Consider the following 26,744-nt stretch of genomic DNA (forward strand, 5'->3'; position numbering starts at 1 on the left):
CAGAACGAGGTCTATGCCAGAATCGGAGTCACGGACTAATGTCCGTTCAGCGGACAGACTCACAGCGACGAGGGGGAGCCCGATGACAGACGACACCGCGCCCGAGCGGGGAGGCGGGCCGCTGTCCGGCGTGCTGGTGGCCGACTTCTCGCGCGTCCTGGCCGGGCCGTACGCCACCATGCTGCTGGCCGACATGGGCGCCGAGGTCGTCAAGGTCGAAGGGCCCACGGGAGACGACACCCGCACCTGGACCCCGCCCGTACGCGGCGACGTGTCCACCTACTACCTGGGCGTCAACAGGGGCAAGCGGTCGATCGCGCTCGACCTGCGCGACGAGGCGGACGCCCGGGTGGCCAGGGAACTGGCCCGCCGCGCCGACGTGCTGGTGGAGAACTTCAAACCGGGCGGGCTCGCCAAGTACGGGCTCGACTACGCCTCGGTGAACGCGGCCAACCCCGGCGTGGTGTACGCCTCGATCAGCGGGTTCGGCTCGGGCGCGGGCCGTGACGTGCCCGGCTACGACCTCATGGTGCAGGCCATGTCGGGCCTGATGAGCCTCACCGGCGACCCGGAGGGACCGCCGTACCGCGCGGGGATCTCCGTCTTCGACGTGATGGCGGGCAACCACGCCGCCATCGGCGTGCTCGCCGCCCTGCGCCACCGCGACGCCACCGGGCAGGGCCAGCACGTCGAGGTCAACCTGCTGTCCTCGGCGCTGACCGGCCTGGTCAACCACAGCTCCGCGTACGTCGCCGGGGGCGTGGTCCCCTACCGGATGGGCAACGCCCACCCCAGCGTGTTCCCCTACGAACCGCTGCCGACCGCAGACAACGACCTCATCGTGGCGGCAGGCAACGACGGCCAGTTCCGCAGGCTGTGCGAGGTGCTCGGCATCCCGGAGGTCGCCGACGACCCGCGCTTCGCGCGCAACGCCGGCCGCACCGAGCGCCGGGAGGAACTGCGCCCCATCCTGGTCGGACGGCTCGCCACGCGCGGCGCGCTTGAGTGGTTCGACCTGCTGGTCGCCGCCGGGGTGCCGTGCGGGCCGATCAACACCATCGACGGCGGGTTCGCCATGGCCGAGCGCTTCGGGCTCGACCCGGTCGTGGAGGTGGGCGAGGGCGACCGCGCCGTACCGACCACCCGGCACCCGATCCGGTTCTCCGCGACCCCCGCCGCCTACCGGCTGCCGCCGCCGGAGCTGGACGAGCACGGGGACGAGCTGCGTAAGTGGCTGACTCAGGAGGAGGACGACGATGTCTGACCGGCCCGAGATGATCGAGCGGCCGTCGTACCCCACGGCGTTGGGGGCGTCCTCGCCGAAGTCGATCACGCTGCTCGGCTGCGACCTGGCCGAGGACGTGATGGGCAAGGTCGGGTTCGGCGAGCTCGCGTTCTGGCTGGCCGCGCAGCGCAGGCCCACTCCGGGTGAGACCCGGGTGTTCGAGGCCGTGCTCGCCGCGCTGGCCGACCACGGGTTCACGCCGACCGCGATCGTCACCCGGCTGACGTACCTGTCCGCGCCCGACTCGATCCAGGGCGCGCTCGCGGCCGGGCTGCTCGGCGGCGGGTCGCGCTTTCTCGGCGTGACCGAGGACTGCGGCCGTTTCCTGCACGAGGTGCTGGCGGCGCAGGACGGCCCGCTCCCCTCCGCCGACGACGGCTGGGACGCCCTCGCGCTGGAGACCGTACGGGCCAGCCGGCAGGCCGGGCGGTTCGTCCCCGGCCTCGGCCACCACGTGCACAAGGAGGGGGACCCCCGCACTCCCCGGCTGCTGGCGATCGCCGCGGAGGAGAATCTGGTCGGGCCGCATCTGTCGCTGTTCACCGCGATCGGCCGGGTGCATCCGCGGGTGCTGGGCAAGACGCTCCCGCTCAACGGCGCGGGCGTCTGCGGCGCGGCGCTGGCTGACCTCGGCCTGCCGCTCGAACTGCTGCGCGGCTTCGCCCTGCTCGCCCGTACGGCAGGCCTGATCGGGCAGCTCGCCGAGGAGCTGCGCCGCCCGGTGGCGAACGAGATCTTCCTGTCGGTGGACCTCAACAACCGGTCCGTCGACCCCGAGCCCTACACCCCCTGACGCAGCTGGAGGCTCGCATGGCTGAACTGGTCGCGGTGATCGCGTCCACCCATCACCCGTTCTACTACCGCGCCAGCACGGCCACCGGCGAGGACCGCCCGCCCTTCGCCGACGAGTGGGTGCGCAAGGTCGAGGCGTTCCGTGAGACCTTGACGAAGGCGCGGCCCGACGTGCTGGTCATGGTCGGCTCCGACCACTTCCATCAGCTCTGGCTCGACAACATGCCGCAGTTCCTCGTCGGCAAGGCGCCGTTCTACGACGCGAACTGGTACAACGAGGAACGCGAGTTCGGCCTGCCCCGGATGCTCTTCACCGGCCAGGAGGACCTGTCGGCGTACATCCTGCGGGAGGGCCTGGACGCGGGCTTCGACCTCGCCTTCTCCAACGAGCTGCGGATCGACCACTCCATCACGTGCCCGATCATCACGCTGCGCCCGCAGAACGACCTGCCGATCGTGCCGATCTACACCAACATCTTCGCGCCGCCGCTGCCGCGGCCGAAGCGGTTCGTGCAGCTCGGCCGCACGATCAGGGAGCTGGTGGAGTCGTGGCCGGCGGACAAGCGGGTCGCCGTGATCGGCACCGGGCACCTGTCGCTCGAGCTCGGCGGGCCGCGCCAGTTCGGCCCGCACGGGCCCGACCCCGAGTTCGACAGGAAGGCGGTCGAGTGGATCTCCTCGGGCGACATCGAGGGCTGCCTGTCCGAGGTCACCCTCGACAGCCTCCACCTGCCCGGCAACGCCACGCACGGCTTCATGGACTTCATGCTGATGATGGGTGTCGCGGGCGAGGGCGCCAAGGCCGACCACGTCGACACCTACGACCTGTTCCACACCATGGAGGCCTACTTCACCTGGTACCCCAACGGAGGCGTGGCGTGAGCAAGTATCTGCTGAACAAGTTCCTGTTCACCGTCGACCGCGATCCCGACCTCGTCGAGCGCTACCGCGAGGACCCCAGGGGCATGGTCGAGTGGTGGGAGGCCGAGCACGCCAACCGGCTGCTGAGCTGCCACGGCGGCGAGGCGTCCACCTGGCTGCGATTCGAGGACGCGGAGCGCGAGGCGCTGGCCGGCCACGACTACCCGAAGCTGTTCGAGCTGGGCGCGCACCCGTTCCTCACGCTCACGCTGTTCATCGCGATGTTCGAGCGCGACCACGAGCCGCTGGGCTTCCAGACCGAGTACGCCAGGCGGCTGGCCCACATGTCCATGCCGTATCCCGACATCGCGACCTGAGTCACCCCCGGACGGCGAGCGGCCATGGCGGCGAGCTTCAGCGAAAGGCGGAACATGCGGGCGGCACAGATCGTGGAACCCGGCAGGCCCCCGGTGGCCGCCGACCTCCCCGTGCCCGTCGGCGGGCCCGGCGAGACGCTGGTCGAGGTCGTGGCGGCGCCCGTCACGCCGCTCGACCTGCTCTGCGCGAGCGGCACTTCCTACTTCGGCCGGCCGCGCACGCCGTACGTGCCGGGGGTGCAGGGGGCCGGGATCGCGGACGGGCGGCCGGTGTGGTTCGCGACCACGGCCGGGATGGCGCCAGGCGACGGCAGCATGGCGCAGACGGCCGCCGTGCCCGCCCGCGACCTCGTCGAACTGCCCGCGGGCGCCGATCCCGTCGAGGTCGCCGCGCTCGGGCTCTCGGCCGTCGCCGCGCACATGGCGCTGACCTGGCGCGGCGAGCTCGCCCCCGGCGAGCAGGTGGTGGTGCTCGGCGCGGGCGGCGTGGTGGGGCAGGCCGCCGTACAGATCGCGCGGACCGCCGGAGCCCGCAGAGTCGTCGCGGGCGCCCGCTCCCCCACCGCCGCGGAGCGCGCCCGGCGGGCGGGCGCGGACGCCGTGGTGGCGCTCGACACCGGTGACGTCGCCACGCTGGCGGCCCGCTTCGCCGAGGCCTGCGACGGACCCGCCGACCTCGTGCTCGACCCGCTCTTCGGCGTGCCCGCGGCCGCCGCGGCCCACGCGCTGCGGGCGGGCGGCCGGTGGGTCAACCTCGGCTCCTCGGCGGACGAGACCTGCCCGATCGGCTCCTCCACGCTGCGCGGCAGGTCGCTGCGGTTGCTGGGATACACCAACAACGAGCTGACCCCGGAGCAGCGGGCCGCCTCGATCGCGTTCGTGGCCGGGCAGTCCGTGGCCGGGCGGCTGTCCGTCGCCCACGAGCGCGTCCCGCTGGAGGAGTGCGCCGCCGCCTGGACACGCCAGGCCGCCGGCGCCGCCTCCGGGCGGATCGTCCTCGTCCCCGGGGCATCGTCCTGAGACCGAAGACGGTGGAGCGGACGCGCGGGGACTCCTAGGCTTGGCCTCTCACGCGATGGCCGGGACCGGGCAGGAGGCCGAAGTGGCGGAGACGAAGCCGACCGAGACAACGCCGACCGAGGCGATGGTGGCCGAGGTGATGGCCGAACTGGCCGGCCTCGATGATCCGAAGGCACGCGAGGTCAACGAGAGGCACGGTGACGATCACGGTGTGAACCTCGGCAAACTGCGCGCGATCGCCAAGCGCCTGAAGACGCAGCAGGAACTCGCCCGCCGGCTCTGGGAGACGGGTGACACCGCCGCGCGACTGCTGGCGATCCTGATCTGCCGTCCGAAGGCGTTCGAGCGGGACGAACTGGACGCCATGCTGCGCGAGGCGCGTGCGCCCAAGGTGCATGACTGGCTCGTGAACTACGTGGTGAAGAAGAGCCCGCACGCCGAAGAACTGCGCCTGGCCTGGTCCGCCGATTCCGACCCGGTGGTCGCGAGTGCCGGCTGGGCGCTGACCACGGAACGCGTCACGAGAAAGCCCGGCGACCTCGACCTAGCCGGACTGCTCGACGTCATCGAGGCGGAGATGAAGAACGCGCCGGACCGGCTGCAGTGGGCGATGAACCACTGCCTGGCGCAGATCGGGATCGAACACGCCGAGCACCGCGCCCGTGCGATCGGCATCGGTGAGCGCCTGGAGGTGCTCAAGGACTACCCGACCTCCCCGGGCTGCACGTCCCCGTACGCCCCCGTCTGGATCACCGAGATGGTGCGCCGGCAGCACGCCGGTTAGGAGGCCGGTCCGCGCTCACGCGCGCCACGACACTCCCTGGTGGAGGGTCCACGAACCTTGGCCGGGTCGGTCACTGCGGGGCGGGTCGGTCACTGCGCCGGAAGGAAACTCCGGTCCTCGCGAAGCCCGCTCCGCTCCCTCAAGCCCGGTGAATGCCGGTGGACAGCGCACTAGGACGCCGTGACCTGCGGGACCGACTCGTAGAGCGCCCAGTCGGCGCTGATCGCCCCGGCCGTCGTGAGCAGCAGGGGCAGGTGCTCCCCCGTGAGCCTGTCCAGGGAGGTCTCGGCGGCATGGCTGTTCACGTTGACCGCCGCGATGACCTTCCCCGAGCCGTCGCGCAGCGGCGCGGCCACCGACCTGATCCCGAGGGCGAGCTGTTCGTCGGTCAGCGCCCAGCCCTTGGCCCGCACCTCGCGCAGCATCGCGTCGCGCTCCTGCCTGCCGGGCCGCCACCGCGGCTCGATGCCCGACCGGCTCGGCTCGGCCAGCACCCGCTCCAGCTCGTCCGGCGGCAGCGCGGCGAGCAGCACCTTGCCCAGGGACGTCTGCAGCGCCGGGAACCGGGTCCCGATCTGCACCGACAGAGCGACGATCTTCGGCACGGCCACCCGGGCGACGTACACGATGTCGGACCCGTCGAGCTGCGCGATCGACGACGACTCGTGCGTCTGGGCGACCAGCCGTTCCAGATGCGGCCGGGCGACCTCCCACAGCCCCGTCGAACGGACGTAGGAGACTCCCAGCTCCAGCACGCGCGGGGTGAGGGCGAAGCCACCCTGCTCCGGCCGGGCGTAGCCGAGCTCCTGCAGCGTGAGCAGGATGCGCCGCGCGGTCGGCCGGGCCAGGCCGGTCGCGGCCGCCACCTCGGTCAGGGACATGACCGGACGCCCCGGCTGGAACGCCCTGATGACATCGAGGCCGCGAGCCAGCGCCTCGATGAAGTCAGGTCCGGTGTCGCCTCGCGCCATGAGCACCTCTTCCGCTCGAACTCGCCGAGTCAACTCTAGACCCTGGCCTCCTGCCGCTGTCCGCCTGGCGGCGGGAGGAGTCGACCAGGACGCACGCGTTTACATCGCCGTAACGACAGGGACGGCAGCCGAATCCTCTGACATGACCGCTCAGCGGACCTATGTCCGCGTCAACGTGGCCTGCGAGACGGGCGGAAGGGCAGGAGGAGGCATGACCCGCGGCCGGCCGGGCACCTCTCCCAAGGCGGACGGTGAGCGGGGGTCGCGCTTCCTTGTACGAGAGGTCGCGGGAGCTCTGGAGGTCGCGCCCGGCGGGCCGGACGCGCGACCCACCCGCAGCGGTGGGGCCCGCCGTGACCACCGCGCTTCCAGGACGACCGCGCTTCATGACCACAGGGCTTTCAGAACCGCTGAGCTTTCAGAACCACTGGGCTTTCAGAACCACTGGGCTTTCAGAACCACTGGCCCCGACGACTACGGAGGTGGTTGCGATGAGGGGACGCGTCCTGTCCTCGGCCCTGCTGGCTGCCGGTCTGCTGGGCGGCACGGCCGGGCACGGCGCCGCCGCCTTCGCCGGAACGGCGGGCCCGCCCGCCGAACAAGCCGTCCCCGCACCGGCGCCCACCACACCAGCGCCCACCACACCGGAACCCACTACACCGGCGGCCACGACACCGGCGGCCGGCCACAACGAGCACGACGTCATGTTCGCCGAGATGATGATCCCGCATCATCGTCAGGCGGTGGAAATGTCGAAGCTGGCCCCGAGCCGGGCGGCGGACGCCCGGGTCAAGCGGCTCGCCGAGCGGATCGGGGCCGCCCAGGACGGCGAGATCCGGACGATGAGCGGCTGGCTCACCGCCTGGGGCAAGCGGGTGCCCGACGAGAGCGCCGCACCGGCCCACCACGCCATGCCCGGAATGATGTCCCCCGAGGAACTGCGGCGCCTCGAAGGGCTGTCTGGGCGGGCCTTCGACCGGGAATTCCTCACCATGATGATCCGGCACCACGAAGGCGCCGTGACCATGGCGCGCGACGAACTGCGCACCGGAGTGTACGAACCGGCCCGGCGGCTGGCGACGTCCATCGCGGCCGGCCAGACGGCCGAGATCAAGGAGATGAAGGGCCTCCTGAGGTGAGACCCGGCCGTCCCTGAACGCGGGGAGGTCACCTGCGGTGCCGCCCCCAGGAAGGCGCCGCGGCGGCCTTGACCCGGAGCCCCGTCACCGCGGTGGAGACCAGCGCGCAGAGCAGACCGGCCGGCAGGACGGCGTCGCCGGGCATCCACACGACGTCGGGAGACCGCCCCTGTTCCGCCGCCATGTTCCTGGTGGTGGACGGCGCCTGGACGCTCGCGTTCACCGCGGCCACGGGCTCGACCGTCACCGGCGCCTTGGGCGTCACCTTGACCTTGCGCGGCAGGCCGTAGCCGACGATCTTGTTCTTGTCGCGCACCTTCCGCTTCAGCCACACGCCGTCGACGTTGCCCTCGATCGTGTGGACCTTGCCGCCCACGACCTTCTCGACCACGCCGACGTGGTCGATGTCGCGGATGTTCTTGGTGCCCGCCCAGTCGAAGAAGACCACGGCGCCCGGCTCGGGCTTGTCGCTCCAGGCCTGCTTCTTCTTGAACCACTTGGCGTGCCGCGTGGTCAGCGCGAACTCGCCCACGTGGTCCTGCACCCCGGCCCGATTCGCCGCCCAGGAGACGAACATGTCGCACCAGGGGGCGGTCTTGAAGTCGGGGTCCTTGGCCACGTTGTCGGCGTACCACTCGCCGAACTTCGTATGTTTCCCCGCTCGTTCGCGGTAGCCCAGCTCAGGGCGGACGGCGTCGAGCAGCTGACTTGCTATGGGATCGCTGGAAATCGGAGGCTCCTCATGGCACTTCGAGACATGACGAACCGGCCCGCCGGTGCGTGACCGGCATGACGTGACCGCATGGCGGCACGACGGCATGACGGCATGGCCGTACGAGGGCATGGCCGTACGAGGGCACGGCCTCGGCGGGGCGGAATCAGGAACGGGAGACGGGGCGGCCCTTTATGGGCGTGTCATCACCCGGGAATGCCTGGAGACGTCCAGGGCGGGGCAGGTGGTCCGTCGATGCGATCCGGACCAGTGGGCAGGTGGAGCCGACACTCCACGCTCTCCTCTCCTCGGCCGCCTACCGGGTTAGCTGACGGGTTCGGGCCGGGAGTAGCCCTACCGGATGATCCGGATTCACCCCAGGAGACATGGGTCCCCGGTTCCCGGGATAGATGACGTCCGGGATTCGGCGGTCGCCGGCCGTCCTCGGGTTGAGGACCGCACTACCGGCGAGACACGGGAAGCATAGTAGATAACAGGTAAGAAACGATCCAAATCCCGGCAAACCGTCTCACTCCGGCCACTGCCGTACGACACTCTCGCTGGTCCTCACGGTCGCGGCCCGCCCTCGGTGAGATGTGCCACACAGCCGTACGGCAGGTTGCGCCCGGGGCATCACCGGGTCCGGACAACCCGGAATTTAGTTAACCAAAGCAACTACTATCGTGGTCTCCCGGCGCGGCCACCTCACCCGGCCGCGTACCACCGTGATCACAGGGGGATGGATTTCAATGACCGACGCGATGTGGGCCGGCACGGTCGCCGTCACCGGACACGAAGGCGCTGATCTCGAGGCGTACGCCGCCCGGCCGCTCGACTCCGGCCCGCACGGCGGGGTCGTGGTGATCCACCACATGCCCGGGTACGACGAGGCCACCAAGGAGATCGTCCGCAAGTTCGCCGCACACGGGTACGCGGCGATCTGCCCCAACCTCTACTCCCGCGAGGGCGCCGGCGTCAGCCCGGACGACCAGGCCGCGGCGGCCCGGGCCAAGGGGGGCGTCCCGGACGAGCAGCTCGTCGGCGACGTCGCCGGTGCCGCGGCCTACCTCAGGGGCCTTGAGCACGCGAACGGCAGGATCGGTGTCATCGGCTACTGCTCCGGTGGCAGGCAGACGTTCCTGGCCGCCTGCTCACTCCAGCTCGACGCGGCCGTCGACTGCTACGGGGCCTTCGTCGTCACCCCGCCGCCCGCCGAGTTCCCCCTCAAGGCCGGGCCGCTGATCTCGCGGGCCTCCGACCTGTCCTGCCCGCTGCTCGGGCTCTTCGGCGCGGACGACAAGTTCCCCTCGCCGGAGGAGGTCGCGGAGCTCGACGCCGAACTGACGAAGCTCGGCAAGGAACACGAGTTCCACGTCTTCCCCGACGCCGGCCACGCCTTCTTCTCCGTGGACCGGCCGAACTACCGTCCCGCCGCCGCCGTGGAGGGCTGGAAGAAGGTCTTCGGTTTCTTCGGCCGCCACCTCGCCGCCTGAGGAGGACCAGATGTGCACCTATCTCACTGAGAAGATCCGGATCGACGGCGCGGCCAAGGGCGCGTCCGGCTGGTTCACGGTCACCGACGGCATGGTCTACATCGACCATCCCTACCATGCCTGCCAGGAACACACGGTGAACATCGACCTCACGAACCCGGCCGAGGGTCCGTCGGCCCGGGTCGCGATCGAGCTCACCGAGGAGGCCGCGCTCGCACTGGTCGACGCGATCCACCGGGCCCTGGCCGCCGCGCCGCCCGGCCTCGCCTCCGCCGCAGGCGGGTCCGCCCCCGCCTGACCGCGTCGTACGACGACGGCGGCGGACCCGGAGATCCGCCGCCGCCGTGCGAGCCGCCGTCCTGGCCTGCCGCTACCACTCGCCGCCCGGTGCGCCGACGCCCCGCCGGCCGCCGCCGTGCTCGTGCTGCCGATAGTTGGCGGCGAACGCCAGCGCGCCGAGGCCGAACAGGAAGATGATCGCCCCGGTGACCACGTTGTTCCAGATGGTGGCGGTGGTCGCCGGCCGGCCGCTGATCACCCACGGCGCGATGACCGTCCAGGCGCCCAGCACCGGGAGCACCCAGCTCATGCCGTACGTGCGGCCGAACGCGGACGCGCAGCCCAGCGCGAGCGCCGCGACCGTCAGCCCGACGATCAGGTTGTTGATCGCGAGGCCGCCTAGACCGGCGAAGCCCACGACCCACGGCGAGACGGCGAGATACAGCCCGGCGAGGAGCGTCACTCCATCCATGACCTGCGCGGGAACGGTCGAGCCCGCGCGATCGTACGTCTGGCGTAGCTCCGTCGCGTCCGGACGTCGTGCCAGACCTGGTCGCACCATGATGCGTCACCTCTTTCCCCCGGCAGGGCCGCGGCCTCGGGTCTCCCCCTCCGCGGACCCTCCTTCGCATCATGCAACGCCGCAGGCGGCGAGGGGGAGGTCGCGAGACCCGCAGGAAACAGATGGACGACATCTGCCCGGCAGATGGACAGGCCGCCCACGGAGCGCGGGCGGCCTGGGCCGGTCTCGTGGGCGGGGTCGTCAGGCGCGGCCGAGGACGTACCGCTCGACGAACTCGTTGGCGAACACGCCCCGGGGATCGAAGTGCCGCGCCAGCGCCGCGAAGTCGTCCAGGCGCTCATAGCGGGACCGCAGGACGCCGGGCTCAAGGGTGAAGACCTTGCCCCAGTGGGGCCGTGCGCCGAACGGCGCGAGCCGCTCCTCGATCGCGGTGACCACGGGCGTCACGGCGCCGGGGTCCTTGATCCAGGTGAAGTGGAAGGCCACCGTGTCGCGGCCCTGGCTCGGGCTCAGCCACAGGTCGTCCGCGGCGATCGTGCGGATCTCGGAGATCTGCAGCACCGGCGCGATTCGGTCGCGGATCTCGCCGAGCGCGCGGAACGCCGCGACCGCGTGCCGCCGGGGCACCATGAACTCCGTCTGGAGCTCCTCGCCGCTGCTGGGGGTGAAGTCCGGCCGGAAGTGCGGCAGCCGCTCGAACGAGGGGCCGGGCACGCCGAGCTGGGTGGTGCAGTGCACCGCGGACATGCCAGGAACGGGGTGCCTCGGGCCGTCGGCGGGGGTCGCCCCGAAGAAGCCGCCGCCCGGCTCCGCGCCATGGAGGCCTCCCACGGCCGTGGCGCCCTCCAGCCCACCGGCGGCGACGTCCTCGGCGAGGCCGCTCACGGCCGCCGCCTCGGCGGGGTCCACGACGGCGCCGGGGGCGGCGTCCACGCGTTCCTTCACCCAGACCTGGTTGATCCGGGAGGTCCGCCAGTCGGTGAACAGGCTCACGCTGTACGCGGCGGACATGACGGCGTCGAACTGCTCGCCCAGCACCTCGGCCGGCAGGCCCTCGTACACGCGCTGGCGGACGTCGAACGACGGCACGACGTCGAGCGTCATGGCGACGACGGCGCCGAGCGCGCCCAGCGCGACCACCGCGCCGGGGAAGCGGCCTCCGTCGGTGTCGCGGCGCAGCGTGACGAGGTCGCCGCCCGCGGTCACCATCTCGATCTCGCGTACGGACGTGGCGAGGCCGCCGTTGGCGTCGCCCGAGCCGTGGGTGCCGGTCGCGCAGGAGCCCGCGACCGAGATGTGCGGAAGCGACGCGAGGTTGGGCAGGGCGTAGCCCTTGTCGTGCAGGCGGCGGCCCAGCTCCCCGTAGCGGACGCTCGCGGCGACCCGGACCGTCGACGACGCGCTGTCGATCTCGATCTCCGGTGGCAGCGCGTCCAGCGAGACCAGCAGGCCCGGGGAGTCGGCGATGTGGTTGAAGGAGTGGCCGCTGCCCAGGACGCGGATCTTCTCGCCACGCGCGACCAGCCCGCGCGTCTCCTCCACGGAGGAGGGACGCTCGACCGACTCGGCCCGGAAGGTGATGTTGCCCGCCCAGTTTGTCACTTTGTGAGTCACAAAAGAGTTCTACCGGACCAAGGGCCGTGCGGTCGCCTCCTTCCGCGACGAGGCGGAGCGTACGGGGGTCAGGCGCCGCGGCCGGGCAGCGCGGCGAGATACCAGTCGACGCGATTAAGCCGATCGTCGGCCAGCCTGGCCTCCACCTCAGCCTCGGTCTTCGGCGCGGCCAGCAGCACGTCGTCGCCAGGCCGCCAGTTGGCCGGGCAGGCGACGCCGTCGCGGTCGGCGGTCCGCAGCGCGTCCACGAGCCGGAGGATCTCGGGGACCATCCGCCCCGCGTTCATCGGGTAGTAGAGGATCGCCCTGACCACAGACTCCGGGTCGATGACGAACACCGCGCGGACCGCCGCCGTCGCCGACGCGTTCGGGTGGAGCATGCCGTACGCGCGGGACACCCGCATGTCGAGGTCGGCGATGATCGGGAAGGGGATCCTGACGCCGAGCTTGTCCTCGATCGCCCGGCTCCAGGCCAGATGGCTGTGCACGGAGTCGATCGAGTTGCCGAGCAGGGCGACGTCCCGGGCGGCGAACTCCGGCGCCAGTTCCGTGAACGCGACGAACTCGGTGGTGCACACCGGGGTGAAGTCGGCCGGGTGGCTGAACAGCACGAGCCAGCGCCCCGCGTAGTCGGCGAGCCGGACCGGACCCCGCGTGCTCTCGGCCTCGAAGTCCGGCGCCCTGTCGCCGATCAGGGGCAGCCGGGCGGCGGGTTCCACCCCAGGGGTCACGGAGGGGGTGGCTGAGGAGGTGACGGCAGAGGTCATGGTGGCTTCCTTTCCGCACGCCGCGGCGTCCCGCCGCGTCACGCACCGCGTCATCCATCGCTCAGGCACCACGTGGCGCACCGCGTCATCCGCCGCGACGTCCATCGCGCACGCACCGCGTCGTCATCGGGCCCCCTACCCGCCAGAACCGGGGGCGACCACGGCCGGTATCACCCGGATTCGGTAATACCGCTCCGCCCGCGCACGGGGAATGAAAGGAGAAAGGGAAGGGGACGCCATGCCGGTGACCGAGGTCAGCCATCCGCTGTTCGCCCGCTTCTACACGTGGTTCAGCGGGGTGCTCGACCGGCACGGCATGGCCGAGCAGCGCGATGCGCTGGTGGCCGGGCTGTCCGGCCGGGTGATCGAGGTCGGCGCGGGCAACGGGCTCAACTTCTCCCGCTACCCGCCGTCCGTCACGGGCGTGCTGGCCGTGGAGCCGGAGCCGCGGCTGCGGGCGACCGCGGCCGGCGCCGCCCGCCGGTCCCGGGCGCGGATCGAGGTCGTCGGCGGCCTTGCCGACCGGCTCCCCGCCGCGAGCGGCGAGTTCGACGCGGCGGTGGTGTCGTTCGTGCTGTGCTCGCTGCCCGATCCGGTGGCGGGGCTGCGGGAGATCCGCCGCGTGCTGGCTCCGGACGGGCGGCTCCGCTTCCTCGAACACGTCCGCGCGGGCCCCGGCGGCTGGGCCAGTGCGCAGGACCTGCTGGACGTGACCGTGTGGCCGCATCTGACCGGCGGCTGCCACACGGGCCGCGACAGCGTGGCGGCCGTCGAGGCCGCCGGCTTCACGGTCGGGCCGCTGGAGGCCTTCGTCTTCCCCGGGCGCTTCCGCAGCCCCATCTCCTTCTGCGTACGCGGCGAGGCCCGGCCCTGAGACCCGGCCGGGCCGCTCAGCGGGAGTCGGAACGGCTCGCGAGCGCGTCGTACCTGCGGAACGCGGGCACGGCGAAGCCGGCCACCAGGACGAGCACGGCGCACATCAGGCCGCCGCCCGCCCAGGAGGGCACGAGCCCGAAGGCGTCCGCGGACGCGCCCGCCCGCAGGTCGCCCAGGCGGGGCCCGCCTGCGACGACGACCATGAACACCCCCTGCAGGCGGCCGCGCATCTCGTCCGGCGCGTAGGTCTGCAGGATCGTCTGCCGCCACACGGCGGAGGCGAGGTCGGTCGCGCCGCCGATCGCCAGCAGCCCCACCACCAGCCACAACGGCTGCGCCAGCGCCGCCGCGGTGACCGTGACGCCCCACAGGGCGATCACGAGCGTGAGCGCCACCCCCTGCCTGCGCACCCGGCCGACCCACCCGGAGAACACCCCGGCGACGACCGCGCCGATCGCGATGCTCGCCGACAGCCAGCCGAACGCCACCGCCGACCCGCCGAAACGCTCGGCCGTCATCTCGGGGAACAGCGCCCTCGGCATCGCGAACGCCATGGCGATGATGTCCACCACGAACGACATGAGCACGACGGGCTTGCTCACCACGTACGCGAGCCCGTCGACGACCGACCTCAGGCCCGGCCGGGAGATCTCGCCGACGGGCGTCAGCGCCGGCAGTCGCACGGCCGCGTAGAAGCCTGCGCCGAACAGGACCGCGTCGATGAGGTACGCCGTCGCGTACCCGCCCTTGGCGAGCACCAGCCCGGCCAGCAGCGGCCCGGCCACCGTGCCGATGCTGCTGACCAGGAAGTTGAGCGTGTTGGCCGCGGGGACCCGCTCGGTGGGCACGATGCGGGGGATGATCGCCCCGCGCGTCGCAGACGTCACGGCGAAGCCGATCGACTGCAGGGCGATGACCGCGAGGATGAGATAGACGTTGCCCAGTCCCGACCAGGCGTGCAGCAGCAGGGCGACGGTGGACAGCCAGGCCACCACCGAGCCGGCCAGCAGGAGCCTGCGACGGTCCATCGCGTCGGCGACGGCGCCGCCCCACAGGCCGAAGACGACCAGGGGGACGAGGCTGACCGGCCCGAGCAGGCCCACCCACAGGGACGACCCGGTGATGCTGTAGATCTGCCCGCTCACGGCCACCGAGGTGAGCTGGAAGCCGACGAACGAGACGCCCTGGCCCACCAGCAGCCGCCGGTACGCGGGAATGGCCAGGGGCCGGGTGTCGAGGGCGACACGCTTCAGAACTGCCTGTACCCCCGCCACCCTTACCTCACTGACCAGGACATATCGATCATTTCGCGTACTTTACCCTGATCGCGGTCAAGGTCCGGCGACCGGTGCTCTCCAGGCGATCACGGGAAGGCCGAAGGCCCGCGCCGGGCGGCGCGGGCCTTCGGGACGGACCTCAAGGACCTTCGAATCGGAGTGGTCAGCGGCGCGGGCCGGGCTGCAGGAGGCGGTCACCCGGGTTGCACAGCTCTCCCGTGAAGAACGTGCTGCCGGGCACGCACCGCCACATGCTCGGGTTGGTGTAGCTGGGCGCGAGCCGGACGGCGGTCGCCTGCTCCAGGACGTAGCCGTCGGCGAGCAGGGTCGCCTCGCTGAAGGCCGTGCCGACGAGCGCGACGCCGATCGGGTTGCGGCCCGCCGAGCTGTTGGTGGCGCCGTACCCCGCGGGCAGGGTCAGCACCGGGTAGCCCGCGCGGTCGGCGTGACCGACGAGCGCGTTGCCGGACGGCACCAGCACCGCGTCGAAGTCGTCCGACGGGTCGCCGGGGGTCCCGTTGGCGAGGATGCCGTCGATCAGCGCGCGGGCGGACGCCCGCCCCGCCTGCAGATCGGAGGTGTACGCCGCGCCGGTGGCCGGATCCGACAGGTCCACGGCCTGCGCGTCGAGCAGCTGACCCTGCTGGTACTTCAGCCCCTCGACCGGGTTGGCGTCGTTGTAGTCGATGACGTCCTGCAGGGACCTCGCCCCGGGCCCGCGCCCGGCGCCCGAAAGGTAGGCGTTCAGGTCGCGCTTGAACTCCCGGCTCACGATGCTCACCGGGTTGGGGCTCGGGGTGCCGACGGTCACCGTGGTCGTCGTGGCCCCGAGCGACTGCAGGGCGCTCACCACCGCCGGGTACGGCTCGGACGTGCTCGATAGGACGGCGATCCGCTCGCCCTGCAGGGCGGTCTTCGACAGGCCCGCCGTGTAGTCCTTCACGTGCGCGTCCTTCGTCGCCGGGTCGGCCGGATCGGCCCCGGCCATCGCCGTCAGCGCCGCCGCCGCGTCGTACACGGTACGGGTGATCGGCCCGGGGGCGTCCTGCGACTTGGCGACCGGCAGCGTGCCGGTGCGGCTGACCAGCCCGACGGTCGGCTTCAGCCCGACGACGCCGGCCGCGTCGGCGGGGGCCACGAGCTGGGCGGAGTCGGGCGAGGTCTCCATGCCGACGGTGAACGCCGCCAGCCCGGAGGCCGTCGCCGCCGCCGATCCCGCGGACGACCCGGCCGGAGTCTTGTCGGTGTCCGACGGAAGCAGCACCTGACCGGCGAGGGAGGAGTACCCCTCCGGCAGGTTCGCGTCGAACACACCGTTCAACTCGGTGATGTTCGTCTTGCCGAGGATGATCGCCCCGGCGGCCTTGAGCTTGGCGACCACCGTCGAGTCCTTCGCCGGCCGCAGGTCCTGCAGGGCGATCGAGCCGCCCGTCGTCGGCAGCGATTTCACGTCGAACCCGTCGTTGACCAGGACGGGAAGGCCTGCCAGCGGGCCGAGCGGGTCATGCTTGCCCTTCTTGTCCTTGGCCGCCTTCTCCCGCTCCTTGTCGGCCTTGCGGGCCTCCTTGATCGCCTCGGTGTTGATGGAGCGTACCGCCTGGATGGCCGGGCCCTCGGCGTTGGTGAGCGCGATCCGGTAGAGGTACGCCTTGACCAGGGCCTCCGAGGTGAGCGTGCCCGCGGCGAGCCGCGCGGACAGGCTCTGCGCCGACTCGGTCTCCAGCGAGAACGGCAGCAACGCCGGCGCGCCGCCGAGCATCTTCATAATCGTGTCGTAGGCGGGGTTGCAGTGCCCGCGCGAGGCGTACGGCCCCGCCGGGACGGTGGGCGCGCACCGGTACATGCTGGGGTTCACGTTGCCGGCCGTCTGGCGCAGCTTCGTGGACTGCTCGATTACGTAGCCGACGCCGATCAGGTCGTACTCGTCGTACGCGCTGCCGTGGATCTGCACGTTGACCGCACGGCGGGTGGTGGCGTTGTACCCCATCGGGATCGTCATCGCCGGGTACCCGGCCTGCGGCCCGTTCGGCACGCTGCCGAGGATCGCGATCACGGGGTCGGCGGGCTGGGAGGGGTCGGAGCCGGGGTAGGTCATCATGTCGTCGATGGCCTTGTGCCAGGCCGCCTTGCGTACGGGGAGGTTCGCCCGGTAGGCGGTCTCGTTGGCCCCGCCGGGGGTGACGTCGGCGTTCAGCGCGCTGAGGTGGCGGCTGTTGCCGTACTTCAGGGCCTGGTGGGCGTTGGCCTGGTTGTCGGCCACCTCTTCGGCCAGCGACTTGATCGGCGCCTGCGAGCCGAGGCGCTTGTAGTACTCGTCGATGCTCTTGTGCTGCTCGTACCCGCTGGGCAGGTCGGGGATCGCCGGGATCGACACGGTCGGCCGCGGCACCATGATCGCGCCGGCGGCGACCAGCGCGTCGTACGCGATCTTGAGCGGGCTGCCCTCGGTGAGCGTGCCGTTGTAGCCGATCTTCTTGCCCTTGACGAAGCCGAGGTCCAGGGCCTTCATGTAGTCCGGCACCTGGGCGGGCGGGGTGGGGATGACACCGGTCCTCAGGTAGTCGTCGCCGAAGACGGCGCGGTATCCGGCGTCGTTGTCCGGGTCGGGCCCGGCGATCGACTGGAGGGTCATCGCGGCGTCCGACACGCTGCGGACCATCGGCCCCGCCGTGTCCTGCGAGGCGCTGATCGGCGCGATGCCGTACCCCGGGACGAGCCCGACGGTCGGCCGCAGCCCGACGAGGCTCTGCGCGCTCGACGGGCTGATGATCGAGCCGGAGGTCTCGGTGCCGATGCCCAGCGTGGACATCGCGGCGGCCATCGCCGCGCCCGTACCGGAGGAGGAGCCGCTGGGATTCTGGTCGGCGTCGATGCCGTTGATGACCTGCCCGGTGAGGTTCGCGAACCCGGACGGCTGGTTGCCGAAGCTGTTGGCGTACTCCGACAGGCCGACCTTGCCGAGGATGACCACCCCGTGCTCGCGCAGTTTCTTGGTGATGCCCGCGTCGGTCGCCGGGAACGAGTTACGCAGCGAGTAGTTGCCGGCCGAGGTGTACATGCCCTTGACGTCGATGAGGTCCTTCAGCAGGATCGGCAGCCCGTGCGCGGGCCCGAGGACCTGCCCCTTCGCCCGTTGCCTGTCGGCCTCGGCGGCCTCCTTGAGGGCGTCCGCGTTGAGTTGCGTGACGGCGTTCAGGCCCGGTCCGCGCTTGTTCAGCGCGTTGATCCGGTCGATGTACATCTGGGTGAGCTCGACGGAGGTGAGCTGACCCTGCTCCATCATGGCCTCGGCCTGCGCGCCGGTGAGCGTCTCCAGATCGAGTACGGGTGGCCGGTGGCCCTTCGCGGGATCTTTCGGCGGCGCTTCGGCGGACGCCGGCGCCGCCGTGAGCGGGATGACGAGGGAAAGGGTGAGGAGAGAACAGAGGACGGGACGAGCCTTGCGCACGAGGTGCTCCTTGGGGAAACCCGGTGATGCGCGAGACGCTATAAATGATCAGTTACGGCTGAATGTCCGAAACGTTCCCGCCCTGAAACAGGGATCATCCCGACAAATTTCACTGCGGCACTAATGGGTGGCGCAGAGCGGCACAAAGCCCTGATCGTGGGAGGGGCCTGGCGACGAGAGCAGGCGCTTCTCGATGCGCGCTCAGCCACCGTGACGCGGGTGGCACCGAAATTTTCGGGTCTAGATCGAAATTTCTACCCGGCGGAGTATGCGTCCGGCGAGGAGGTGCACCGGCGGCCACTCCGCCGATCGCACCGGTCTCACCACGGCCGGACCCGATATCCGCATCCCGATTCGCCGTACGCTTCCCACGACTTCGGTGCGGAGAGCGTCACCGGATCGGCCGGGGCTCCGAATTTCTTCCCGAGATCCGAAAGTTCAGGCGGCGAGGGCGGCGGTGCTGCCGCGCACGACGAGGCTGGTGGTGAGTTCGAGGCGATTCTGCGGCGGGGTTTCTCCCCGGGCGAGGGCGACCACCATGGTCGTCGCGGCGGCGGCCATTTCGGTCAGCGGCTGGCGGACCGTCGTCAGCGCGGGGATGAGCCACTGCGCCATCGGCAGGTCGTCGAAGCCGACCACGCTCAGCTCGTCGGGGATGCGCAGCCCCAGCTCGTGGGCCGCCTGGTACACGCCCATGGCCTGTGCGTCGTTGAAGGCGAACACGGCCGTCGGGCGCCGGCGCAGCGCGAGCAGGGAGCGGGCGTGCGCAAGGCCGTCCTCCGCGCTGAAGTCGCCCTGCCGGACGAGCTCCGGATTTGTCGGCACGCCCGCGGCGTCCATGGCGGCGCGGAACCCGTCGAGCCGCGCGCGGCTGGACAGGGCGTGGGCGGGACCGGTGATGAGCGCGATGCGCCGATGTCCCAGTTCCAGCAGGTGGCGCCCGGCCGACAGGCCGCCGCTCCAGTTGCCCGCGCCCACCGAGGGAAGCTCGTGCCCGGGATCGCCGGTGGGATCGACCAGCACCACGGGGATGTCCCGGGTCCTGAACTGCTCATGCTGAGCCCGGGTGAGGCCGGAGAAGACCACGATCACCCCGCAGGGGCGACGGCCGATGACGCCCTCCAGCCATCCCCTGGCGGGCGGTCTGCGCTCCTGCAGCTCGGAGACGACCACCGCGAGGTCGTGCTCGCGCGCGACCTGCTCGACCCCCTTGATGACCTCCATGGCGTACGCGCCCTCGAGCTCGTGGAAGACCAGCTCGACGAGCGGGGCCGAGGCGGGGCGCTTCTTCTGCCTGCGGTATCCGTGCTCGCGGATCAGCTCCTCGACCAGTGCGCGGGTCTCGGGGGCGACCTCGGACCTGCCGTTGACGACCTTGGAGACGGTCGCCGGGGACACCCCCGCCAGCTCGGCGATCTGGGCGATGGTCAGCGGCCGGGAGGGCGTGCGTTCCGGAGGCGTCGGCTCCCTGGTCGTCGTCATGGCCGCAGTTTAGCCTCCAGTTTTCGGACAATCACCCGAATGTTTCGGATATCTCGCGTCCGATTCCTTGACGGCCTCCAGCACAGCGACCTAGAGTCCACATAAACTATCGGTCCCAATCTTGAAACTTTCGGTCATCGGGGGCCGAGCCCCACGCGGTGGATCGACAAACAAGGGATGTCATGACATTCGTAGACGCGCCGGGCATCGCGCCCTGGCGGGACGCCGAGCGGCCTCTCGACGAGCGCGTGGAGGCGCTGCTGACCGAGATGACGCTGGAGGAGAAGGTCGCCCAGCTCGGTTCCGTCTGGGTCGACATCTCGACCACCGGATCCCAGGCGGCGTCGGGCAACGTCGCCCCGTTGCAGGACCTGTTCATGAAGGACGGCACCGACCTCGCCGACCGGATCCGCGATGGCGTCGGCCACCTCACCCGCGTGTACGGAACGGCGCCGGTGAGCCCGGCCGAGGGCGCGGCCGGGCTGCGGTCCCTTCAGGAGCAGGTCGTGGCGGCCAACCGGTTCGGCATCCCCGCCATCGCGCACGAGGAGTGCCTGACCGGGTTCGCCACGTACGGCGCGACCGCCTATCCCACGCCGCTGGCCTGGGCGGCGACCTTTGACCCCGCGCTGGTCCAGCGCATGGCCAGGGCCATCGGCGACGACCTGCGGGCGGTCGGCGTCCACCAGGGCCTGTCCCCCGTCCTCGACGTGGTGCGCGACTACCGGTGGGGCAGGGTCGAGGAGAGCCTCGGCGAGGATCCCTACCTCGTCGGCCAGATCGGCGCGGCGTACGTGCGCGGCATCGAGGAGGCCGGCGTCATCGCGACGCTCAAGCACTTCGCCGGCTACGCCGCCTCCCGGGCGGGCCGCAACCACGCCCCGGTCAGCATCGGCCCCCGCGAGATGGCCGACGTCATCCTCCCGCCGTTCGAGACGGCGATCCGCGAGGGCGGCGCCCGCTCGGTCATGAACTCCTACACCGACGTCGACGGCGTCCCTGTCGCCGCAAGCGCCGACCTGCTGCGGCGCGTGCTGCGCGACCAGTGGGGCTTCGACGGCACGGTCGTGGCCGACTACTGGGCGGTGCCGTTCCTCGCGATGAACCACCGCGTGGCCGAGGACGAGGCGCACGCGGGCGTCATCGCGCTGCGCGCCGGCATCGACGTGGAACTGCCGGAGACCGTCGGCTACGGCGAGCGCCTGGTCGAGCAGGTCCGGGCGGGCCGCGTGGCGGAGTCCCTGGTCGACGAGGCGGTCCGCCGTGTGCTGGTGCAGAAGATCGAGCTTGGCCTGCTCGACGGCGGCCCCCTCGTGCCCGAGGGCGCGGGCGACGTCGACCTGGACGGCCCCCGCAACCGCGACCTGGCCCGCACGGTCGCCGAGCGCTCCGTCGTGCTGCTGAGCAACCCCGCGGGCGTGCTGCCGCTGGCCGCCGGGACCCCCACCAGGATCGCCGTCGTCGGCCCGTGCGCCGACGACCCGCAGACGCTGCTCGGCTGCTACGCCTTCCCCAACCACGTGCTCGACCGCTTCCCCGACCACGGCATGGGCCTGCCCGTCGCCCCCGTCATCGACGGCCTGCGGGCCGAGTTCCCCGCCGCCGACCTGCGGTTCGCGCGCGGCGCGGACGTGTCGGGCGACGACGCCTCCGGCATCGCCGAGGCCGCCGCGCTGGCCGCCGACTCCGACCTCGTGCTGCTGTTCGTCGGCGACCGGGCCGGACTGTTCGGCAACGGCACCTCCGGCGAGGGCTGCGACGCCGACCACCTCGGCCTGCCCGGTGTCCAGGGCGAGCTGGCCGAGGCGGTCCTGGCCACCGGCACGCCGGTCGTGCTGGTCGTCGTGTCCGGCCGCCCGTACGCGGTGGGTCCCTACGTGGAGCGGGCCGCCGCCGCGCTCCAGGCGTTCCTGCCGGGCGTGGAGGGAGGCGCGGCGATCGCGGGGGTGCTCAGCGGCCGGGTCGAGCCCTCGGGCCGGCTGCCCGTGCAGATCCCCGGCTCCCCCTTCGTCAACCCCTCCACGTACCTGCAGCCGCCCCTGGGACTGCGGACGGACGGCATCTCCGTGTCCGACCCGACCCCCGCGTTCCCCTTCGGCCACGGCCTGTCGTACACGACGGTCAGCTACGACGCGCTGACGACCTCGGCGGAGCGGTATCCCACGGACGGCACCGTCGAGGCGCGGGTGACCATCACCAACACCGGCGCCAGGGCGGCGGAGGAGGTCGTGCAGCTGTACGCCTCGGACCCGGTCGCGATGGTGGCCCGGCCGGTGGCGCAGCTCGTCGGCTTCGCCCGGGTGCCGCTCGCCCCCGGCGAGACCCGCGAGGTGGTCTTCGACGTGCCCGCGGACGCCTTCTCCTACACCGGCCCCGAGCTGCGCAGGATCGTCGAGCCGGGGGTGATCGCGCTCACGGCGGGCCCGTCCGCCGCCGACCGCCCGCTGAGCGCCGAGATCCTGCTGACCGGCGACACCGTCGTGCTCGGCCGGGCCAGGCGGCTCACCACGCACGTGCGGACGCCGGACCCGGCCTCCTGACCACGCCGCACGGCAGGCGGGCGGCGTGGCCGCCCGTCTGCCGCATCTTCCTGCCCGGAGCGGCCGCCGCTCCACGCCGTGCGCGACGGATCGCGCACGTCCGATATGAATCTTCCCGTGGAAGGAGCCTCCCCGTTGGCCCGGACCGACCTCGACGCGCTCGCACTGGACGCGCTCACTCTGGAGCAGAAAGCCGCGCTGCTGTCGGGCCGGGACTTCTGGACGACCAAGCCGATCGAGCAGGCGCGGATCGCCTCCATCACCCTGTGCGACGGGCCGCACGGCGTCCGCCGCGAGGCCGGCGGCTCCGATCATCTCGGCATCAACCAGAGCATGCCCGCCACCTGCTTCCCGCCCGCCGTCGCGGTCGGGTCGAGCTGGGACCCCGAGGTGGCCGCCCGGATCGGCGCGGCCGTCGGCCGGGAGGGCCGGGCCCTTGGCGTGGCCGTCGTGCTGGGCCCGGGCGTGAACATTAAGCGCTCACCGCTGTGCGGGCGCAACTTCGAGTACTACTCGGAGGACCCTCTGCTGTCGGGCGTGCTCGGGGCGGCGCACGTCGCCGCGCTGCAGGCCGAGGGGCCGGGCGCGTCGGTCAAGCACTTCGCGGCGAACAACCAGGAGACCGAGCGCATGCGGGTCAGCGCCGACGTGGACGAGCGCACCCTGCGTGAGATCTACTTCCCCGCGTTCGAGCGGGTGGTCACCGAGGCCCGGCCGGCCACGGTCATGTGCTCCTACAACCGCGTCAACGGCGTGTACGCCTCGCAGAACCGGTGGCTGCTCACCGACGTCCTGCGCCGCGAGTGGGGCTTCGCCGGCGTCGTCGTCTCCGACTGGGGGGCCGTACAGGACCGGGTCGCCGCTCTGGCCGCCGGGCTCGACCTGGAGATGCCGGGCACCGGCGGCGAGGGCGACCGGCGCGTCGTGGAGGCCGTCCGCGCGGGCGAGCTCGACGAGGCCGTGGTCAACGCGAGCGTGCGCCGCGTCGTCGCCCTCACCGCACGCCACAGCGGGGTGTCCGGCGCGTTCGAGGCCGACGCCCACCACGCGCTCGCCCGCGAGCTCGCCGCGGAGTGCGCCGTGCTGCTGAAGAACGAGGGCGACGTGCTTCCCCTCGACGCGGGCGCCCGCGTCGCCGTGATCGGCGAGTTCGCGGTCACTCCCCGGTTCCAGGGCGGCGGCAGCTCGCACGTCAACGCGACCCGGGTCGACGCGGCGCTCGGCGCGATCCGCGCCCACGCTCCTGACGCCGTCTACGCCCAAGGGTTCTCGCTGGACGGGACGGGCGACGCCCGTGAGCTGCGCGAGGCGGCGGAGCAGGCCGCGTCGTCCACCGACGTCGCCGTCGTCTTCGCCGGTCTGAGCGAGCGGGAGGAGTCTGAGGGGTTCGACCGGGAGACGCTCGACCTGCCCGCCGTCCAGGTCGAGCTGATCCGCGCCGTCGCCGCCGCGGCCCCCCGTACGGTGGTCGTCCTGTCCAACGGCGGCGTCGTCTCCCTGGAGGGATGGCACGACGAGGTTGACGCCGTGCTGGAGGGCTGGCTGCTCGGCCAGGCGGGCGGCTCCGCCGTCGCCGACCTCCTGTTCGGCGTCGCCAACCCCTCGGGCCGCCTCGCCGAGAGCATCCCGATGCGCCTGCGGGACACCCCGAGCTACCTCAACTTCCCCGGCGAGGCCGGGCACGTGCGCTACGGCGAGGGCGTCATGGTCGGCTACCGCTACTACGAGACGGTCGAGCTGCCGGTGCGCTACCCGTTCGGCCACGGGCTGAGCTACACGACGTTCGAGGTCGGCGGCCTCACGGTCACCCGTACGGGCGACGACACGGCGACCGTCACCGTGCGGGTGACCAACACCGGCGAACGGGCGGGCAAGCACGTCGTGCAGGTCTACGTGGCCACCGCTGCGGGCCCGGTGCGGCGGCCCGCCCGGGAGCTGCGGGCGTTCTCGAAGGTCTCCCTCGCCCCCGGCGAGTCGCGCACGGTCACCCTTCCCCTCGACCGGCGGGCGTTCGCGTACTACGACGTGACGCTCGGCCGGTGGGCCGTCGCGCCTGGCGACTACACGATCCAGATCGGGGAGAACGCCTCGTCCGTCGTGGCCGAGAAGACGATCAGGCTGGACGGCGACCGCGCCGTCCCCGTGGTGTCGCTCGACTCGACGCTCGGCGAGTGGCTCTCGCACCCGCTCGCCGGGCCCGCGCTGCTGCGGGCCCTCACCGGTGAGCGCAGCGACCGGCCCGAGGAGGACGACGAGAACGGGTTGCGGATGGCGTCGTCGATGCCGATGGGACGGTTCCTGACCTTCGCCGGAATCGACATCCCGCACGCGACCCTGCGGGAACTGGTGGAGCTTGGCGGGTCGGACGCCGCCGCCTGACCGGCGCGGATCCCGGCCCCCGAGCCCTCGAAGACCCCGAGCCCCCGGAAACCCTGAACCCCCGGAGACCCTGGGCCCCCGGCAGCCGTGAGGCGCCGGGGGTCAGATCGCCAGCGCGCGCCTGCGGGACGCGGCCCGCTTCGCGGCACCGGTCCCGCCGCTGGTCGCAGTGCGGCGCCGCATCTCCGCCAGCACCTCGACAGGATCGGCCAGCAGCCTGGAGAAGGCCAGTTCTGCGGCGCCGACCAGCGTGGCGTCGTCCCCGAGCGCCGACACGCACAGCCGCACCCGCTCCCGGGAGATCACCATGGCGTTCGTCTCCACCCTGCCGCGCACCTGCGCCTCGGCGCCCGGGTACACGTCCCGCAGCATCCCCCCGAAGATCACCATGCCGGGGTTGAACAGGTTGATCAGGTTCGCCACCCCGATGCCCAGCCAGTCGCCGATCCGGTGCAGCGCCTGCGCCGCCGCCGCGTCGCCGCGTCCGGCGGCCTCCACCACCGCGCGTACGCCCTCGCGTCCGCTCAGCTCTCCCGAACGGCCCGCGGCGTCGATCAGGGCGTGCTCGCCGACCTCCGCCTCCAGGCAGCCGCGGGAGCCGCACATGCAGGGCCGGCCGTTGTACGGGTTCACCATCATGTGGCCCAGCTCGCACCCGTAGCCGCTGTCGCCGCCCAGCAGCTTGCCGCCGACGATGATCCCACCGCCCACGCCGACGTCCCCGTGCAGGTAGATCAGGTTGTCGTAGCCGCGGCCCACGCCGCGGTCGCGCTCGGCCAGCGCGCCCAGGTGGGCCTCGTTGCCGACGAGCACCGGCAGCCCGAGCCGGTCGCCGAGCTCGACGCCGAACGCCTGGTCCACCCATCCCATGTAGGGCCCGTACCGCACCGTGCCGTCGGCGGGCCGGATCATGCCGCAGTAGGCCGCGCCGATCCCGACGCAGACCGAGCCCGGCCGGGCGCCGCGCCGCAGCTCGCGGCCGAATCCCGCGAGCACGCCGACGACGTCCTCCAGGTCCGCGCCCGCACGTGGCCTGACCGCCTCGCGGCGGTCGAGGATCTCGCCGCCGAGTCCCACCCGCGCGGCGACCAGCCGGTCGACGCGGACGTCGAAGGCCAGCACGTGCGCCCGGTCGCGCTCAGGGCGGACCACCAGCGACGGCCGGCCCGCCCTGCCGGTGTCTCCCGGCAGTTCCTCGCTCACCAGGCCCGCGGCGGAAAGCTCGGCGGTCAGCGCCATGATCGTGCTGCGGTTCAGGGCCATCCGGTCGGCCAGCTCGGAGCGGGACAGCGCCCCGGACAGGTGCACGTGCCGCAGCAGGTCACCGAGGTTGCGCCGGCGCATCTCCTCTTGGGACCGACCGGCTTTCGACATGGTGCGCGATCCTGACGACTCGGGGTGTTCCTTTTCGGCGGCGGTGGGCGGAGGGGACGCGGGCCCTCCCCACTCTCGAGGTTACCAACGGAGGGGGTCGCGGCGGAGTTCCGCGCGCGGCGCGGGCACCCGGCCGCGCGCCGTCCGCGCGCCCGTCCCCCGTCCGGCGGGAGCGATCCCGCCGCGCCGTGCCCTCGCCCCCGGACGGACCGCCGCCCGGGTCCCCGCCTCGGCCGCCGCCCGGTACGGCGCCTGGGCGAGGGGGGCAGGCAGGGGCAGGCCGGCCGCGTAGGGCGCGCCGGCCGCCTGCACGATCTCGCACCCGCGGCTGCCCCTGCACAACGCGTTCTGGACGCTGGTCCCCCCGTTGGCGACGTTGATGGACAGTTGCTGGGTGCCGCGACTGCTCGTGGTGCTCGACGCGGTGAGCCCCGGCTCGGCGGCGGCCCGCTCGATCGGGGAGGTGCGGGGCCCGGCCTCCGGCCCGCGACGCGTCTCCGGCATGTGGCCGCGCGCGTCCCCGGCGGCGGGACCCGCGACGGTCAGCGCCGCCACGACCGACGCGCAGGCGAGGAGACCGAGGCCGATCCTCCTCGAAGCCGTCCTCACGTACCACCCACACTTCATCGCGCGCTCCCGAGCCTTGGGCGGCCCCTTTTCTCGCCGGGCCGCCCTCAGGCTAACGACGCGCCGGTTTTCCGCGCCGGGCGCGCGCGCGGCGTCTTACGGCATCATTGCCATATCAGGCAGC

Annotated in this window: 22 protein-coding genes and 1 riboswitch; of the genes, 12 read left to right on the top strand and 10 right to left on the bottom strand. The window is 72.2% G+C overall.

Features of this window, described 5'->3' with window-relative positions:
* Nucleotides 1–82: 82 nt before the first annotated feature.
* The 6 genes from HHX31_RS21100 (at nucleotide 83) to HHX31_RS21125 (ending at nucleotide 5,119) form a co-directional block, all read left to right on the top strand.
* Nucleotides 83–1,264 carry a CaiB/BaiF CoA-transferase family protein gene (locus tag HHX31_RS21100; protein WP_169950048.1) on the top strand — a complete coding sequence of 394 codons (1,182 nt, stop codon included), beginning with the start codon at nucleotides 83–85 and terminating at the stop codon, nucleotides 1,262–1,264.
* A complete protein-coding gene (locus tag HHX31_RS21105; RefSeq protein WP_169950049.1) occupies nucleotides 1,257–2,078 on the top strand; it encodes a citryl-CoA lyase in 822 nt (273 codons plus the stop codon). The genes HHX31_RS21100 and HHX31_RS21105 overlap by 8 nt, the downstream gene beginning before the upstream one ends.
* A 17-nt stretch (nucleotides 2,079–2,095) precedes the next feature.
* Nucleotides 2,096–2,959, top strand: a complete 864-nt coding sequence (locus HHX31_RS21110; protein ID WP_169950050.1) for an extradiol ring-cleavage dioxygenase — start codon at nucleotides 2,096–2,098, stop codon at nucleotides 2,957–2,959.
* Nucleotides 2,956–3,315, top strand: a complete 360-nt coding sequence (locus tag HHX31_RS21115; RefSeq protein WP_169950051.1) for a hypothetical protein — start codon at nucleotides 2,956–2,958, stop codon at nucleotides 3,313–3,315. Before HHX31_RS21110 ends, HHX31_RS21115 begins: the two co-directional genes overlap by 4 nt.
* Before the next feature lie 54 nt (nucleotides 3,316–3,369).
* Entirely contained in the window at nucleotides 3,370–4,335 is a 966-nt protein-coding gene (locus HHX31_RS21120) for a zinc-binding dehydrogenase (protein WP_169950052.1), read from the top strand.
* Between the two features lie 139 nt (nucleotides 4,336–4,474).
* The gene (locus tag HHX31_RS21125) at nucleotides 4,475–5,119 is read left to right on the top strand and encodes a DNA alkylation repair protein (protein ID WP_211590152.1); all 645 of its coding nucleotides are present in this window, start codon (nucleotides 4,475–4,477) and stop codon (nucleotides 5,117–5,119) included.
* A 170-nt stretch (nucleotides 5,120–5,289) separates the two neighbouring features.
* Here the strand turns inward: HHX31_RS21125 and HHX31_RS21130 are convergent, their stop codons facing one another.
* Nucleotides 5,290–6,090: an IclR family transcriptional regulator C-terminal domain-containing protein gene (locus tag HHX31_RS21130; protein WP_169950053.1), complete on the bottom strand. Its 801-nt coding sequence runs from the start codon at nucleotides 6,088–6,090 to the stop codon at nucleotides 5,290–5,292.
* A gap of 491 nt (nucleotides 6,091–6,581) precedes the next feature.
* Here HHX31_RS21130 and HHX31_RS21135 point away from each other — a divergent pair, with 491 nt between their 5' ends.
* On the top strand, nucleotides 6,582–7,229 hold the full coding sequence (locus HHX31_RS21135) for a DUF305 domain-containing protein (protein ID WP_211590109.1): 648 nt from the start codon (nucleotides 6,582–6,584) through the stop codon (nucleotides 7,227–7,229).
* Between the two features lie 28 nt (nucleotides 7,230–7,257).
* Here HHX31_RS21135 and HHX31_RS21140 read toward each other — a convergent pair whose 3' ends face one another.
* Nucleotides 7,258–7,848 carry a CHAP domain-containing protein gene (locus HHX31_RS21140; protein WP_169950055.1) on the bottom strand — a complete coding sequence of 197 codons (591 nt, stop codon included), beginning with the start codon at nucleotides 7,846–7,848 and terminating at the stop codon, nucleotides 7,258–7,260.
* A gap of 390 nt (nucleotides 7,849–8,238) precedes the next feature.
* Nucleotides 8,239–8,381, bottom strand: a riboswitch (cyclic di-AMP (ydaO/yuaA leader).
* 309 nt (nucleotides 8,382–8,690) lie between these two features.
* Between HHX31_RS21140 and HHX31_RS21145 the strand changes: the two genes are divergently transcribed.
* Together HHX31_RS21145 and HHX31_RS21150 are read left to right on the top strand one after the other, a co-directional pair.
* A complete protein-coding gene (locus HHX31_RS21145; RefSeq protein WP_169950056.1) occupies nucleotides 8,691–9,434 on the top strand; it encodes a dienelactone hydrolase family protein in 744 nt (247 codons plus the stop codon).
* Between the two features lie 10 nt (nucleotides 9,435–9,444).
* Nucleotides 9,445–9,732 (top strand): DUF6295 family protein, encoded by a 288-nt coding sequence (locus HHX31_RS21150; protein WP_169950057.1) that lies wholly within the window; start codon nucleotides 9,445–9,447, stop codon nucleotides 9,730–9,732.
* Between the two features lie 72 nt (nucleotides 9,733–9,804).
* On the opposite strand, the gene HHX31_RS21155 is transcribed toward HHX31_RS21150, so the two are convergent.
* The 3 genes from HHX31_RS21155 to HHX31_RS21165 all read right to left on the bottom strand — a co-directional run bounded on the left by HHX31_RS21155 (nucleotide 9,805) and on the right by HHX31_RS21165 (nucleotide 12,617).
* A complete protein-coding gene (locus tag HHX31_RS21155) occupies nucleotides 9,805–10,275 on the bottom strand; it encodes an SPW repeat protein (protein WP_169950058.1) in 471 nt (156 codons plus the stop codon).
* A 201-nt stretch (nucleotides 10,276–10,476) separates the two neighbouring features.
* A complete protein-coding gene (locus HHX31_RS35230) occupies nucleotides 10,477–11,850 on the bottom strand; it encodes a D-arabinono-1,4-lactone oxidase (RefSeq protein WP_169950059.1) in 1,374 nt (457 codons plus the stop codon).
* Between the two features lie 68 nt (nucleotides 11,851–11,918).
* Nucleotides 11,919–12,617: a peroxiredoxin gene (locus HHX31_RS21165; protein ID WP_169950060.1), complete on the bottom strand. Its 699-nt coding sequence runs from the start codon at nucleotides 12,615–12,617 to the stop codon at nucleotides 11,919–11,921.
* Between the two features lie 238 nt (nucleotides 12,618–12,855).
* On the opposite strand from HHX31_RS21165, the gene HHX31_RS21170 reads away from it, so the two are divergent.
* Nucleotides 12,856–13,491 (top strand): class I SAM-dependent methyltransferase, encoded by a 636-nt coding sequence (locus tag HHX31_RS21170; protein WP_169950061.1) that lies wholly within the window; start codon nucleotides 12,856–12,858, stop codon nucleotides 13,489–13,491.
* A 16-nt stretch (nucleotides 13,492–13,507) separates the two neighbouring features.
* On the opposite strand, the gene HHX31_RS21175 is transcribed toward HHX31_RS21170, so the two are convergent.
* The 3 genes from HHX31_RS21175 to HHX31_RS21185 form a co-directional block, all read right to left on the bottom strand.
* Nucleotides 13,508–14,767, bottom strand: coding sequence for an MFS transporter (locus tag HHX31_RS21175; protein WP_169950062.1), 1,260 nt, complete (start codon nucleotides 14,765–14,767; stop codon nucleotides 13,508–13,510).
* A 166-nt stretch (nucleotides 14,768–14,933) separates the two neighbouring features.
* Nucleotides 14,934–18,218, bottom strand: a complete 3,285-nt coding sequence (locus HHX31_RS21180; protein WP_169950063.1) for an amidase family protein — start codon at nucleotides 18,216–18,218, stop codon at nucleotides 14,934–14,936.
* A 438-nt stretch (nucleotides 18,219–18,656) separates the two neighbouring features.
* Nucleotides 18,657–19,700, bottom strand: coding sequence for a LacI family DNA-binding transcriptional regulator (locus HHX31_RS21185; protein WP_169950064.1), 1,044 nt, complete (start codon nucleotides 19,698–19,700; stop codon nucleotides 18,657–18,659).
* 182 nt (nucleotides 19,701–19,882) lie between these two features.
* Between HHX31_RS21185 and HHX31_RS21190 the strand changes: the two genes are divergently transcribed.
* A complete protein-coding gene (locus HHX31_RS21190; RefSeq protein ID WP_169950065.1) occupies nucleotides 19,883–22,240 on the top strand; it encodes a glycoside hydrolase family 3 N-terminal domain-containing protein in 2,358 nt (785 codons plus the stop codon).
* A gap of 135 nt (nucleotides 22,241–22,375) precedes the next feature.
* Entirely contained in the window at nucleotides 22,376–24,619 is a 2,244-nt protein-coding gene (locus tag HHX31_RS21195) for a glycoside hydrolase family 3 C-terminal domain-containing protein (protein ID WP_249346227.1), read from the top strand.
* A 102-nt stretch (nucleotides 24,620–24,721) separates the two neighbouring features.
* Here HHX31_RS21195 and HHX31_RS21200 read toward each other — a convergent pair whose 3' ends face one another.
* Together HHX31_RS21200 and HHX31_RS21205 are read right to left on the bottom strand one after the other, a co-directional pair.
* Nucleotides 24,722–25,993 (bottom strand): ROK family transcriptional regulator, encoded by a 1,272-nt coding sequence (locus tag HHX31_RS21200; protein WP_211590111.1) that lies wholly within the window; start codon nucleotides 25,991–25,993, stop codon nucleotides 24,722–24,724.
* An 81-nt stretch (nucleotides 25,994–26,074) separates the two neighbouring features.
* Nucleotides 26,075–26,602, bottom strand: coding sequence for a hypothetical protein (locus tag HHX31_RS21205; RefSeq protein ID WP_169950067.1), 528 nt, complete (start codon nucleotides 26,600–26,602; stop codon nucleotides 26,075–26,077).
* Between the last annotated feature and the right edge of the window lie 142 nt (nucleotides 26,603–26,744).

The sequence above is a fragment of the Microbispora sp. H11081 genome, from assembly GCF_012999535.1.
Lineage (GTDB): Bacteria > Actinomycetota > Actinomycetes > Streptosporangiales > Streptosporangiaceae > Microbispora.

Bases quoted from the DNA above. Each gene is read 5' to 3' on its own strand.
- HHX31_RS21100 (WP_169950048.1), top strand. From the start codon at position 83: ATGACAGACGACACCGCGCCCGAGCGGGGAGGCGGGCCGCTGTCCGGC.
- HHX31_RS21105 (WP_169950049.1), top strand. From the start codon at position 1,257: ATGTCTGACCGGCCCGAGATGATCGAGCGGCCGTCGTACCCCACGGCG.
- HHX31_RS21110 (WP_169950050.1), top strand. From the start codon at position 2,096: ATGGCTGAACTGGTCGCGGTGATCGCGTCCACCCATCACCCGTTCTAC.
- HHX31_RS21120 (WP_169950052.1), top strand. From the start codon at position 3,370: ATGCGGGCGGCACAGATCGTGGAACCCGGCAGGCCCCCGGTGGCCGCC.
- HHX31_RS21125 (WP_211590152.1), top strand. From the start codon at position 4,475: ATGGCCGAACTGGCCGGCCTCGATGATCCGAAGGCACGCGAGGTCAAC.
- HHX31_RS21130 (WP_169950053.1), bottom strand. From the start codon at position 6,090: ATGGCGCGAGGCGACACCGGACCTGACTTCATCGAGGCGCTGGCTCGC.
- HHX31_RS21135 (WP_211590109.1), top strand. From the start codon at position 6,582: ATGAGGGGACGCGTCCTGTCCTCGGCCCTGCTGGCTGCCGGTCTGCTG.
- HHX31_RS21145 (WP_169950056.1), top strand. From the start codon at position 8,691: ATGACCGACGCGATGTGGGCCGGCACGGTCGCCGTCACCGGACACGAA.
- HHX31_RS21150 (WP_169950057.1), top strand. From the start codon at position 9,445: ATGTGCACCTATCTCACTGAGAAGATCCGGATCGACGGCGCGGCCAAG.
- HHX31_RS21155 (WP_169950058.1), bottom strand. From the start codon at position 10,275: ATGGTGCGACCAGGTCTGGCACGACGTCCGGACGCGACGGAGCTACGC.
- HHX31_RS21165 (WP_169950060.1), bottom strand. From the start codon at position 12,617: ATGACCTCTGCCGTCACCTCCTCAGCCACCCCCTCCGTGACCCCTGGG.
- HHX31_RS21170 (WP_169950061.1), top strand. From the start codon at position 12,856: ATGCCGGTGACCGAGGTCAGCCATCCGCTGTTCGCCCGCTTCTACACG.
- HHX31_RS21185 (WP_169950064.1), bottom strand. From the start codon at position 19,700: ATGACGACGACCAGGGAGCCGACGCCTCCGGAACGCACGCCCTCCCGG.
- HHX31_RS21190 (WP_169950065.1), top strand. From the start codon at position 19,883: ATGACATTCGTAGACGCGCCGGGCATCGCGCCCTGGCGGGACGCCGAG.
- HHX31_RS21200 (WP_211590111.1), bottom strand. From the start codon at position 25,993: ATGTCGAAAGCCGGTCGGTCCCAAGAGGAGATGCGCCGGCGCAACCTC.